The organism is Rhodococcus (subgen. Prescottella) equi (assembly GCF_003013675.1).
Taxonomy (GTDB): domain Bacteria; phylum Actinomycetota; class Actinomycetes; order Mycobacteriales; family Mycobacteriaceae; genus Prescottella; species Prescottella equi.
In genome coordinates this window covers 2,546,968-2,559,452 of record NZ_CP027793.1, presented here as the reverse complement: position 1 = coordinate 2,559,452, position 12,485 = coordinate 2,546,968, and the positions used below count along the sequence as shown (strand labels likewise).

Sequence of the window (12,485 nt, the reverse complement as noted above, 5' to 3'; positions counted from 1 at the left end):
TGCGGGTATCGGCGAAGTATCTGTGTAAGGGCGGCGAACCGGATCAGGCGCCGACCGCGGCCAGCTCGGCCTCGACAGCGGCCTCGAGACGCTCGCGCACCTCGGGGACGGCGATGCGATTGATGATCTCGTGGAAGAATCCACGCACGACCAGCCGCCGGGCCTGGTCCTCGGGGATACCCCGGGCCCGCAGGTAGAACAGCTGCTCGTCGTCGAAACGTCCCGTGGCGCTGGCGTGTCCGGCGCCGACGATCTCGCCGGTCTCGATCTCGAGGTTCGGCACCGAATCGGCGCGCGCGCCGTCGGTGAGCACGAGATTGCGGTTGAGCTCGAACGTATCGGTGCCCTCCGCCTCGGCGCGGATCAGCACGTCGCCGATCCACACGGTGTGCGCGTCCGGCTTGCCCGACTCCGGATCACCTTGCAGCGCACCCTTGTACACGACGTTGGACTTGCAGTGCGGCTGCGAGTGGTCCACGAGCAGCCGGTGTTCGAAGTGCTGGCCGGCATCGGCGAAGTAGAGGCCGAGCATCTCGGCGTCGCCACCGGGCGCGGCGTACTTGACCGTCGGGGTGATGCGAACGAGGTCGCCGCCGAGACTCACCGACGTGTGCCGCAGCACCGAGTCACGACCGAGCCGAGCGTGGTGCGCGGCGGTGTGGACGGCGTCGTCGGCCCAGTCCTGCACCGCGACGACGGTCAGCGACGCGCTGTCGCCGATCACGAACTCCACGTTCTCCGCGTAGGTGCCGCTGCCCTTCTGGTCGAGGACGATCGTGGCCTTCGCGAACTCCTCGAGCCGGATCTGCAGGTGTCCGAACGCGACCTCGCCCTCGCCCGGTCCGGTGACCTCGATGTGGACCGGAGCGGCCACCTCGGTCTCCCGACCGACGGTCACCACGGTGGCAGACTCGAACGACGAGTAGGCCTGCGCGGCAACCCGGTCGAACGGAACGCCACCCTGCCCGAGGCGGGCGTCGTCACGGCCGACGGTCTCGACCTGGACGTCGCCGTGGACCGCGACGACCGCCGGGGCCGTCGCGACGGCGCTGCCGTCGTGCAGCCCGCGCAGCCGGCGCAGCGGCGTGAAGCGCCACGCCTCGTCCCGGCCGGCGGGCACCTCGAACGCGTTGACGTCGAACGAGGTGAAGACCTCACCCTTGTTGGTCGCGGGGGCGACGTTCTCGCCGGCCGCCGCGCCCTGTACTCCCGTCACGGGGGTGCTCACTAGCCCACCGCCCCTTCCATCTGCAGTTCGATCAGGCGGTTGAGCTCGAGGGCGTACTCCATCGGCAGCTCCTTGGCGATGGGTTCGACGAACCCGCGCACCACCATGGCCATCGCCTCGTCCTCGGTCAGACCGCGGCTCATGAGGTAGAACAACTGGTCGTCGCTGACCTTCGAGACCGTGGCCTCGTGACCCATCGTCACGTCGTCCTCGCGGACGTCGACGTACGGGTAGGTGTCCGAGCGGCTGATCTGGTCGACCAGCAGGGCGTCACACTTGACGGTCGCCTTCGACCCGTGGGCGCCCTTGTTGACCTGGACCAGACCGCGGTAAGACGCGCGCCCGCCGCCGCGGGCCACCGACTTCGACACGATGGTCGACGACGTGTGCGGCGCCAGGTGCAGCATCTTCGCGCCCGTGTCCTGGTGCTGACCCTCGCCGGCGAACGCGACGGAGAGGACCTCGCCGCGGGCGTGCTCGCCCATCATCCACACGGCCGGGTACTTCATCGTGACCTTGGAGCCGATGTTGCCGTCGATCCACTCCATCGAGCCGCCCGCCTCGACCTTGGTGCGCTTGGTCACCAGGTTGTAGACGTTGTTCGACCAGTTCTGGATCGTCGTGTAGCGGCAGTGGCCGCCCTTCTTGACGATGATCTCGACCACCGCGGAGTGCAGCGAGTCGGACTTGTAGATCGGGGCCGTGCAGCCCTCGACGTAGTGCACCGAAGCGCCCTCGTCGACGATGATGAGCGTCCGCTCGAACTGACCCATGTTCTCGGTGTTGATCCGGAAGTAGGCCTGGAGCGGAATGTCGACGTGCACGCCCGGCGGCACGTAGATGAACGATCCACCGGACCACACCGCGGTGTTCAGCGCGGAGAACTTGTTGTCGCCGGCCGGGATGACCGTGCCGAAGTACTCACGGAACAGTTCCGGGTGCTCACGCAGACCGGAGTCGGTGTCGAGGAAGATGACGCCCTGTGCCTCGAGATCCTCACGGATCTGGTGGTACACGACCTCGGACTCGTACTGCGCTGCGACACCGGCGATCAGGCGCTGCTTCTCCGCCTCCGGGATGCCCAGCTTGTCGTACGTGTTCTTGATGTCCTCGGGCAGATCTTCCCAGCTCTCGGCCTGCTTCTCCGTGGACCGCACGAAGTACTTGATGTTGTCGAAATCGATGCCGTCGAGATTCGAGCCCCAGTGCGGCATCGGCTTCTTGTCGAAGGTGCGCAGCGCCTTGAGCCGGATGTCGAGCATCCAGTCGGGTTCGTTCTTCTTTGCGGAGATGTCCCGCACGACGTCCTCGGACAGACCTCGCTGCGCACTGGCACCGGCGACGTCGGCGTCCGCCCAGCCGTACTCGTAGTTGCCCAGCGAGGCGATCGTCTCTTCTTGAGACAGGGGCGCCTCGGGTGTCACCTGGTCTGGTGTGACGGTCATGCGAGCTCCTTCCGGAGTCTTGTTACGTACCGGTGTGAGCTGTCCACCGGAGAGAACATCTATGAGGTCTTTCGGGGTAATGCGAGAGGAACGTGGGTGGTGCAGGCGCAGTCGCCGTTCGCGATGGTCGCCAACTGCTGGACGTGGGTGCCGAGCAGTTCCGCGAACGCGGCCCGCTCCGCCTCGCAGAGTTCGGGGAACTCCTCCGCAACGTGCGAGATCGGGCAGTGGTGCTGACAGATCTGCACACCGTTGCCGACCGGACGGATCGACGCGGCGAAACCGGCCGAGGTGAACGCCTCGGCGATCTCCTCCGCCGTCGACTCGACGGCCTCCGGTTCGTCGTCGTCGACCGGAGCGACCGAACCGACGATCGACTGCACCCGGCGACGGGCGAAGTCCTCGATGGCCGCGTCTCCACCGATCTCGCGCAACTGACGCATGGCCGCGCCCGCGAGATCGTCGTACGTGTGGCCGAGCTTTCCGCGGCCCGCCGCCGTGATCTGGAACAGTTTCGCCGGCCGACCGCGACCACGCTGGCGCCAGCTGGCGGCACTGGCTTCCTGCGCCTCCCCCGCCTCGATGAGCACGTCGAGATGGCGTCGGACACCCGCCGCACTGAGGCCGAGTCGCGCGCCGATGTCGGTGGCCGAGATCGGCCCCTCCTCGACGAGTAACTGCACCACCGCGGCGCGAGTGTGTCCCTCGTGCGCGCCGGTCACGGGCAGCGCCGCGCCCGTGGACGTCTGAGCAGGCACGTGACCTGCCCTTTCCCCACTCGCGCGTCGAGCCGCTTCCGATTTCACAACACCAGTGTGACGGAATTAAGCGCATCGGTCCACGAAGGGTTACCTGCGTGATCCGGGACACACCCGATTCGGGACCTGCCCGCACGACCCCGGCCGGGACCCCTCGTTCGCACCGCTACGCTGCACCGTGTGCCGCAGACCGAGATGGAACACGAGTCGGAAGCCCCGGCCCCGTCTCGGGCCGAGAAGGTGACCGCCTTCGCCAAGCGTGCGCTCGGCGTCGACGGCCGCTCCCACCGACCCTCCGTGTCGGACCGCCTGCACGGCGACGAACCGGAGGCGCCCGGACTCGACGGGCACGAGACGCGGCAGCTTCATCGGATTCGCCTCTTCGGCGCGACCGGCGCCGTCCTCATGGCGGTCGGCGCCCTCGGCGCCGGCGCGCAGCCCGTCCTGCAGAACCCGGTCCAGGGGCTGCGCATCCTCGGACTTCCCGCCCGCATGCCCAGCGCGACGCTGAGCATGGCGATGACCGGCACGGTGATGGTCGTGTTGGCCTGGCTACTGCTGGGGCGGTTCGCGGTCGGCAGCATGCGGGGCGGACGTGCGATCCGCCAGCTCAGTCGGTCCCAACTCGATCGAACGCTGCTCCTGTGGGTGATCCCGCTCACGGTGGCGCCGCCGATGTTCAGCCGGGACGTCTACTCCTACCTCGCCCAGAGCGAGATCACGGCCCGCGGACTGGACCCGTACGAGATCGGTCCGGCCGGCGCACTGGGCGTCGACCACGTCCTCACCCGCACGGTGCCCAACATCTGGCGGGACACCCCCGCGCCGTACGGCCCGCTGTTCCTCTGGATGGGCCGCGGGATCACCTGGCTCACCGGCGACAACATCGTGGCGGGCATCTTCCTGCACCGCCTCCTGGCCCTTGCCGGCGTCGCGATGATCGTGTGGGCGCTGCCCCGGCTCGCCCGGCGCTGCGGGGTGTCGAGCGTGAGTGCCCTCTGGCTCGGCGCCGCGAACCCGCTCGTGCTGTTCCACCTGGTCGCCGGGATCCACAACGAAGCGCTGATGATCGGCCTCATGCTCGCCGGCGTGGAACTCGCGTTGCGCGCCGTCGAGGGCAAGGATCCGATCCGGGGGCGCGCGCTCGTGCTGCTGCTGGCGGGTGCGACGCTGATCGCGCTGTCGTCGACGATCAAGATTCCGTCCCTGCTCGCGCTCGGGTTCGTGGGGATGGCGCTCGCCCGCAGGTGGGGCTCGAACACGAAGGCACTCGCGTCCGCCGCCGCACTGCTGGGTGTGGTCGCGATTGCGGTGACCGTCTTCGTCAGTGTCGCCAGCGGTCTCGGCATGGGCTGGACCCAGACCCTGGGTACGGCGACCGAGGTGCGCAGTTGGATGTCCATCCCGACCCTGCTGGGTCTCGGGACCGGGCTCGTCGGCGTCCTGCTGGGACTCGGCGACCACACCACCGCCGTGCTGAGCCTGACCCGCCCGATCGCATCGCTGGTCGCGGCGTTCATCACGCTGCGCATGCTGGTCGCCGTGCTCGTCGGCCGCATCCACCCGGTGGGCGCGCTGGGCGTCTCGCTCGGAGCGATCGTGTTGCTGTTCCCGGTGGTCCAGCCGTGGTACCTGCTCTGGGCGGTGATCCCGCTGGCCGCATGGGCGACCCGGCCGGTGTTCCGAGTCCCGACCATCGCCTTCTCGTCGGTCGTCGGCGTGATCCTGATGCCCAACGGCGCCGAGTATCAGCCGTTCATGATCGTGCAGGCCGCGGTGGCGACGACCCTCACCTGCCTGACCGTCATCATCCTCACCCGGAACCTGCTGCCGTGGCGGGCGCAGCAGACCACCGCACCGGTCTGATCGGGCCGGGGCTTAGGCTGGATCCTCGTGATTGGCAGAACGTCGGCGACGACGTTGAAGAAGGGTGAGCCCGCGGTGCGGCTCGAGGGCGTCGTCAAGACGTTCGGCGAGGTACGGGCCGTCGACGGGTTGGAACTCCGGGTCGAGCGGGCCCAGGTGCTCGCGCTCCTCGGCCCGAACGGTGCGGGCAAGACCACCACCGTCGAGATGTGTGAGGGCTTCGTCGCACCCGACGCCGGTTCGGTGCGGGTGCTGGGACTCGACCCGATCGCCGACTCGGCGGCCCTCCGTCCACGCATCGGTGTGATGCTGCAGGGCGGCGGCGCATATCCGGGTTCCAAGGCGGGCGAAATGCTCGACCTGGTCGCGTCGTACTCGGCGAATCCACTCGATCCCGAGTGGCTGCTGCGCAGCCTCGGCCTGCAGGACGCCCGCCGTACCCCGTACCGCCGTCTGTCCGGCGGACAGCAGCAACGACTGTCGCTGGCGTGCGCTCTCGTCGGACGCCCCGAACTGGTCTTCCTCGACGAGCCGACCGCCGGGCTGGACGCGCAGGCGCGCCTGCTGGTCTGGGAGCTGGTCGACGCGCTGCGCCGGGACGGTGTCAGTGTGCTGCTGACCACGCACCTGATGGACGAGGCCGAGGAGCTGGCCGACGAACTCGTCATCATCGACCACGGCAGGATCGTCGCGTCGGGCACCCCGTCCGAGGTGACCCGAACCGGGGCGGAGGGTCTGCTGAGCCTCGTCGCCCCGCCCGGGCTCGATCTGACGCCGCTGCAGGCGGCACTGCCCGCCGACTTCCAGGCGCAGGAGGTCTCCCCCGGCGACTACGTCGTGCGCGGCGCGATCGATCCGCACATCGTCGCGGCGGTCACGTCGTGGTGCGCGGGTCAGGACGCCCTCGCCACGGAGATCCGGGTCGACCAGCGCCGGCTCGAGGACGTCTTCCTCGAACTCACGGGACGGGATCTGAGGGGATGAGCGTGACGAACCACGAACGTTTGGCCGACAACCGTTTCGCCGCCGGCACGTTCGCCCCGAATCCGCAGCCGGCGCCTCCCGCTCGGATGCTGGCCTCGCAGACCAAGCTGGAGCTGACACTGCTGCTCCGCAACGGCGAGCAGCTGCTCATCACGATGTTGATCCCCATCACGCTGCTGATCGGCCTCACGCTGCTGCCGATCGGCGACTTCGGGACCGATCGGGTCGACACGATCGTTCCGGCGGTGATGATGGTGGCGATCATGTCGACCGCGTTCACCGGACAGGCCATCGCCGTCGGCTTCGACCGGCGGTACGGGGCGCTCAAACGCCTGGGCGCGACCCCGTTGCCCAAGTGGGGCATCATCGCCGGTAAGAGCGCCGCGGTGGTGATCGTCGTTGCGATGCAGACGCTGATCCTCGGCGCGATCGGCTTCGCGCTCGGCTGGCGGCCGAGCGTGCTCGGCCTGGCCCTCGGCGCCGTCGTGATCGCGCTCGGCACCGTCACGTTCGCGTGCATGGGTCTGCTGCTCGGCGGCTCACTGCGGGCCGAGATCGTCCTCGCGCTCGCGAACATCCTGTGGTTCGCGATGGCGGGCATCGGCAGCGTGATCTTCGCGGACCAGATCAACGACGGCGTCCGGATCGCCGCCCAGATCGTCCCCTCCGGCGCGCTGGCTCAAGCCCTCGAGGACGCCACCGGCGGGACCGTCAACTTCGCTTGCGTGGCCATCCTCGCGGCATGGGCCGCAGTGACCGGTTTCGTCGCGACCAGGACGTTCAAGTTCGTCTGACACGAGTATTCGTGCATTCGGCGCGTGTCCGGCGAAACACTTCCCGGAACCGACCGGCCGGATCGACAATGACCGGCGTGACCGATTCCCTGATGACCGGACTCCGCCGAACCTCCGTCGCGGCGTGCGGCGCACTCGCCCTCGCCCTGGCACCGCTGACGGCCGACGCGGCCCCCCTGTGGGGCCCGCTCGCTTCCCCGAACCCGCACCTCGGCCCCGACGGGACGTCGACCATGCACGGCGACGCGGGCTCCTCGGACGCAACCCGCCTCGCCGGCCCGGGAACGGGGGACGTCTCGATCGCGCAGTACCCGCTGGCGTCGGCCTGCCCGACGCTGCTGCAGGGTTCGGACGGTCTGGTCGTGGCGCTGTGCACGACGATGATCGGGCAGAACCCCACGGTCCACCTGATCGACCCGGAGGCGCCGACATTCCCGGTCGGCGGCTCACTCGCCCAACTGCAGCTCACCAAGGGCAGCCTGCTCGGCGGGGTGTACGCGTACCTCGACTCCGACGATCGTCTCGTCGTCGTCGACGGCACCCGGCACCTGTTGCGCATCGGGCACGAGCAGGTGAACGGCACGTGGCAGCTCGCCGTCGACACCAGCGTCGATCTGACCACTGCGATCCCGGACGGTGACAACGTCACGGGTCTCGCACCGGACTGGGCGGGCAACGTGTGGTTCGCGACGGGCGGCGGGATCGTCGGCACCGTCGACGCCCAGGGCGCCGCCCGCACAATTGCACTGCCGGACGGCGAGCAGGTGCAGAACAGCATCTCGACCTCTGAGTACGGCACCGCGGTGGCGACCACCCACGCCACCTATCAGCTCAGCGCGGGACCGGACGCCCAGCCCGCGATCGACTGGCGGCGGGAGTACGACCGAGGATCGGCACGCAAGCCCGGGCAGCTCAGCTGGGGCACCGGTTCCACGCCCACCTACTTCGGTCCGGTGACCGGCTCCGAGTACCTGACGATCGTCGACAACGCCGACGGCCAGGTCAACCTGCTGGTGTACCGTTCGGCGTCCGGCGAGGAGGTCTGCAAGGAACCGGTACTGCCTCCAGGTGACGGCGGCAGCCTGTCGGGCAGCAGCGACAGCTCCGGCGGTTCGGGCGGCAGCCTGTCCGGCAGCGTGAGTGGCAGTGTCGGGTCGGGCAGCGGCAGCGAGAACTCCCCCATCGGCGTCGGTAACTCTGTCTTCGTCGCAAGCACCTACGGCTACCCGTACCCGACGGTCCCCGCCGGCGCCGGTGAAGCGGTGCCCGCCTCGGCGCCGTTCCGCGGCGGAATGACCCGGGTGGACGTCGACGCGGACGGCAACGGCTGCGAGACGAAATGGCAGAACCAGGTCCGCAGCTCCGCGGTCCCGCACCTGTCCATCGCCGACGGCAACATCTACACGATGGTCCGCCAGGGACTCGACACCACGACGCCGCTCGACGGTTTCGCGTACGCCGTCCTCGACCCCGAGACAGGCGCAGTGAAGACCACCAGGACGGTTACCGGCACGCTGCTCGGCGACACGCTGCAGATGTCGGCGCTCATCACCGACGACGGCCGGTACATGCAGGGAACCATCTCCGGCATCGTGTCCATCGCTCCCGACGCCGGTGGTTCCGGTGGGTCGACCGGATCGTCGGGGTCGTGAGCGCCGTCGAACGTCACACCGACCGAACCGGGGCCAACTACACCTCGTAGTGGATCGCCCTCTACCATCGGGGCGTGCTGTATCGCGGGTTTGTGAACCTGGTCAACCGTCTACCGCTGCCGTCGCTGGCGGTCCAGAAGTGGATCGCGATCGCGGTGATCGTGACGCAGGGCGGAATCGCCGTCACCGGATCGGTGGTCCGGGTCACGGCGTCCGGTCTGGGCTGCACGACGTGGCCGCAGTGCTACCCGGGTAGCTTCGTTCCGACCGGCGACTCCACGGCGCCCTGGATGCACCAGTTCATCGAGTTCGGTAACCGACTGCTCACGTTCCTGGTGGTCGCCACCGCGGCGGCGGTCGTCCTGGCCGTGACCCGTGCCGGACGCCGTCGCGAGGTCCTCACCTACGCGTGGCTGATGCCACTGTCGACCGTGGCCCAGGCCGTCCTCGGCGGCATCACGGTGCTCACCGGGCTCCTCTGGTGGACCGTCGCGCTGCACCTGCTGGTGTCGATGGCGATGGTGTGGCTGTCGGTGATGCTCTACCACAAGATCGACCAGCCGGACGGCGGCGTCGAGGTGACCACTCTCCCCAAGCAACTCCGCTGGCTCACGGCGCTGACCGGCGTCGCACTGGCCGGCACGCTCGTCGCGGGCACCATGGTGACCGGCGCCGGGCCGCACGCGGGCGACAAGAACCCGGAACGAACCGTCGAACGTCTCGACCTCGACATCACCAACCTCGTGCACCTGCACGCCGAGTTGCTCGTCGCCTACCTCGCTCTGCTCGTCGGCCTAGGGTTCGCGCTCTACGCCGTCGGTGCGAGCGCCGCCGTGAAGCTGCGGCTGAAGGTGGTCGTCGGGCTCGTCGTCGCGCAGGCGTGTGTCGGGCTGGTGCAGTTCTGGACGCACGTCCCGGCAGCACTGGTGACCATCCACGTCGCGCTCGCGGGTGCCTGCACCGCCGCGACCGCGGCCCTGTACGCGGCCGGCCGGGTCCGCGTGCCGGTCGACGCCCGCACCGACGCCGAGGCGGTCACCTCCGTCTGAGCGGCGGCACCCACCGACGACGAAAGCCGGGACCCTGCATCGCAGGATCCCGGCCTTCTCGGTATGTCAGCGCTCGTTGCGCGCCTTGGGGAAGCACGTCTGATGGGCCACCCACCCGGCCATCTTCGCGAAGTGGCCCTTACGCGGCGTCACGACGCTCGTCAGCGCACGGTCCCACTCGGAGACGGTGAGCTCGTCGATGGACGCGACAATCGCGTTCGCGATCGCGACGTTGTCGACGACCTCGTCGCCGAGGATGCCGTCGGCGCCGACGAGCGTGATCCGCACGCCCGCCCGACCCACCGGCTGGATGACCGCGCTCGCGGATCCGCCGTGCTCGGAGATGAACTTCCGGACGGCGGCGACCGTGCCCGAGGGCAGGACCGGGGCCGCAGCGGTGCTCTGGGTATCGGTGCTCATGGGGTCAGACTACTGTGCGGTAGCCGCGGAGCCGACACGACCGTCCGCCGACGCGACCGCGAGGTCGGTGTAGAACAAGAACATGCGTGCAATCGTGGTGTCCCGGTTCGGCGGTCCGGAGGTTCTCGTCCCCTCGGAGGTGCCCGATCCGCCGGTCGGCCCGAACGATCTACTGGTGGCCACCGAGGCCGTCGGCGTCAACTTCATCGACACGTACTTCCGCACCGGCACATACGCGCGCGAGGTGCCGTACATCCCCGGCGACGAGGGGTCGGGTGTCGTCCTCGAGGTGGGCTCGCAGGTGTCGGAGTTCGGCGTCGGGGACCGCGTGGCGTGGGCGTCCGCGCCCGGAAGTTACGCCGAGAAGGTCGTCGTCCCGGCCGCCGTCGCAGTGGACGTCCCGGACGCGGTCGCGCCCGAGTCGGCGGCGTCGGCGTTGCTGCAGGGCATGACCGCCCACTACCTGATCGAATCCGCTCATCCTGCCCGGGCCGGCGAGACGGTGCTCGTCCACGCCGGAGCGGGCGGCGTGGGACTGCTGCTGACACAGATGGCGGCCGCGAAGGGCGTCAAGGTCATCTCTACGGTGTCGACGGACGAGAAGGAGGCGCTGGCGCGGGAAGCCGGGGCCTGGCGGGTCCTGCGCTACGACGCCGGCCTCGCCGACAAGGTTCGTGAGCTCACCGGCGGCGAGGGCGTGGCCGCGGTGTACGACGGCGTCGGCAAGGACACCTTCGATGCCAGCCTCGACTCGCTCCGCATTCGCGGCACGCTGGTGCTGTTCGGTGCCGCCAGCGGGCCGGTGCCCCCGTTCGACCTCCAGCGCCTGAACTCGGGGGGCTCACTCTTCGTCACCAGGCCGACCCTCGCCCACTACGTGCGCGACCGCGAGGAGCTCACGTGGCGGGCCGGCGCCGTCCTCGACGCGATCGCGGCCGGGACGCTGAAGCTGCGGGTGGGCGGCAGCTACCCGCTCGACCGGGCGGCGGACGCGCACCGGGATCTCGAGGGGCGACGCACCACCGGTTCGATCGTGCTGGTGCCGTAACGCCTGCGCGTACGACGAAGGCCCGCTCCGGAGAGCGGGCCTTCGTCGTACGCGTCCGGTCAGAAGAGGCTGCCGATGGTGTCCCAGCCGAGGACCGAGTCGACGGCCAGCCCGCAGCACACCACCGCAAGGTAGTTGTTGGACTGCAGGAACAGCTTGAGTGGCTTGATCGGGGTGCCGCCGCGGACGCTGTTGTACAGCTGGTGCGCGACGAACAGGAACCAGGCACCGGCGAGCAGAGTGACGATCGCGTAGATCCAGCCCGCGGCCGGGACCAGCGCCAGCGACGCGAGCACCGTCGCCCACGTGTAGATGACGATCTGCTTGGTGACGTGGGTTTCGGAGGCGATGACCGGGAGCATGGGCACGCCGGCCGCCTTGTAGTCCTCCTTGTACCGCATCGCGAGTGCCCACGTGTGCGGCGGCGTCCAGAAGAAGATGATCAGGAACAGGACCACCGGCTCCCAGCTGAGTGAGCCGGTGACCGCGGCCCAGCCGACCATGACCGGCATGCAGCCCGCCGCGCCGCCCCAGATCACGTTCTGCCACGTGCGGCGCTTGAGCACCATCGTGTAGACGAGCACGTAGAACGCGATCGTCAGGACGACGAGGAAGCCCGCGAGCAGGTTCGCCCGCCACCACAGCCACACGAAGGAGGCGACGCCCAACGTCATACCGAACACGAACGCGTGCTTGGTCGGGACGGCCTGACGCGCGAGAGGACGCAGCGCAGTGCGCTTCATGACCTTGTCGATGTCGGCGTCCACCACACAGTTCAGCGAGTTGGCGCTCGCGGCACCCATCCAGCCGCCGAACAGCGTGCTCAGGATGAGGACCAGGTCGATGTGCCCGCGATCGGCCAGCAGCATCGCCGGAATGGTCGCGACCAGCAGCAGCTCGATCACCCGCGGCTTCGTCAGCGCGACGTACGCCAGAATCGTCGCCGTCACCCGCCCCCACAGCGTGGTGGTGTCCCGCGCAGCCTTCGCCTCGGATGTGCCGGAGGGGCCGCCGAAGCCGTGTCCGCTCGGCCGATGCCCTGTACGCACGCTTTCTCCTTGCCCCACGCGACTACATCCTCGCTTACTACTTCACTACTACAAACGATGGTAGACGGCGGCTACCCCTGAACCGAATCGACCCGATCGGGGCGGCACACTAGGCTGGAGGCGCACTCGAGGTCCGGCGACGCCCACTGCACCCTCCGGACAACCTCCGGCTCCACGTACAACCATGTCAGG

Annotated in this window: 11 protein-coding genes; 6 read left to right on the top strand and 5 right to left on the bottom strand. The window is 69.1% G+C overall.

The window, feature by feature from the left end:
- Positions 1-43 precede the first annotated feature (43 nt).
- From sufD to C7H75_RS12065, 3 genes are read right to left on the bottom strand one after another with little or no spacing between them, the layout of a single operon-like run.
- Positions 44-1,228, bottom strand: a complete 1,185-nt coding sequence (gene sufD / locus C7H75_RS12075; protein ID WP_005513364.1) for a Fe-S cluster assembly protein SufD — start codon at positions 1,226-1,228, stop codon at positions 44-46.
- Complete coding sequence (gene sufB / locus C7H75_RS12070; RefSeq protein ID WP_013415957.1) at positions 1,228-2,673, bottom strand: Fe-S cluster assembly protein SufB; 1,446 nt, start codon at positions 2,671-2,673, stop codon at positions 1,228-1,230. The genes sufD and sufB overlap by 1 nt, the downstream gene beginning before the upstream one ends.
- A gap of 59 nt (positions 2,674-2,732) precedes the next feature.
- The gene (locus C7H75_RS12065; protein WP_005513369.1) at positions 2,733-3,431 is read right to left on the bottom strand and encodes a helix-turn-helix transcriptional regulator; all 699 of its coding nucleotides are present in this window, start codon (positions 3,429-3,431) and stop codon (positions 2,733-2,735) included.
- A gap of 195 nt (positions 3,432-3,626) precedes the next feature.
- On the opposite strand from C7H75_RS12065, the gene mptB reads away from it, so the two are divergent.
- From mptB to C7H75_RS12040, 5 genes are all read left to right on the top strand, one after another.
- Positions 3,627-5,297 (top strand): polyprenol phosphomannose-dependent alpha 1,6 mannosyltransferase MptB, encoded by a 1,671-nt coding sequence (gene mptB / locus C7H75_RS12060; RefSeq protein WP_005513370.1) that lies wholly within the window; start codon positions 3,627-3,629, stop codon positions 5,295-5,297.
- Positions 5,298-5,351: 54 nt separating this feature from the next.
- Positions 5,352-6,281, top strand: a complete 930-nt coding sequence (locus C7H75_RS12055; protein WP_037085282.1) for an ABC transporter ATP-binding protein — start codon at positions 5,352-5,354, stop codon at positions 6,279-6,281.
- Positions 6,278-7,075 (top strand): ABC transporter permease, encoded by a 798-nt coding sequence (locus C7H75_RS12050; protein ID WP_013415953.1) that lies wholly within the window; start codon positions 6,278-6,280, stop codon positions 7,073-7,075. Before C7H75_RS12055 ends, C7H75_RS12050 begins: the two co-directional genes overlap by 4 nt.
- Positions 7,076-7,143: 68 nt before the next feature.
- Positions 7,144-8,727, top strand: a complete 1,584-nt coding sequence (locus tag C7H75_RS12045; RefSeq protein WP_106851384.1) for a hypothetical protein — start codon at positions 7,144-7,146, stop codon at positions 8,725-8,727.
- Positions 8,728-8,801: 74 nt separating this feature from the next.
- Positions 8,802-9,776: a COX15/CtaA family protein gene (locus tag C7H75_RS12040; protein ID WP_064076846.1), complete on the top strand. Its 975-nt coding sequence runs from the start codon at positions 8,802-8,804 to the stop codon at positions 9,774-9,776.
- Positions 9,777-9,842: 66 nt separating this feature from the next.
- Here the strand turns inward: C7H75_RS12040 and C7H75_RS12035 are convergent, their stop codons facing one another.
- Positions 9,843-10,196, bottom strand: a complete 354-nt coding sequence (locus tag C7H75_RS12035) for a hypothetical protein (protein ID WP_106851383.1) — start codon at positions 10,194-10,196, stop codon at positions 9,843-9,845.
- Positions 10,197-10,278: 82 nt separating this feature from the next.
- Here C7H75_RS12035 and C7H75_RS12030 point away from each other — a divergent pair, with 82 nt between their 5' ends.
- Entirely contained in the window at positions 10,279-11,244 is a 966-nt protein-coding gene (locus C7H75_RS12030) for a quinone oxidoreductase family protein (protein ID WP_064058614.1), read from the top strand.
- A 59-nt stretch (positions 11,245-11,303) separates the two neighbouring features.
- Here the strand turns inward: C7H75_RS12030 and C7H75_RS12025 are convergent, their stop codons facing one another.
- On the bottom strand, positions 11,304-12,293 hold the full coding sequence (locus tag C7H75_RS12025; protein WP_064058613.1) for a heme o synthase: 990 nt from the start codon (positions 12,291-12,293) through the stop codon (positions 11,304-11,306).
- Positions 12,294-12,485: the final 192 nt, after the last annotated feature.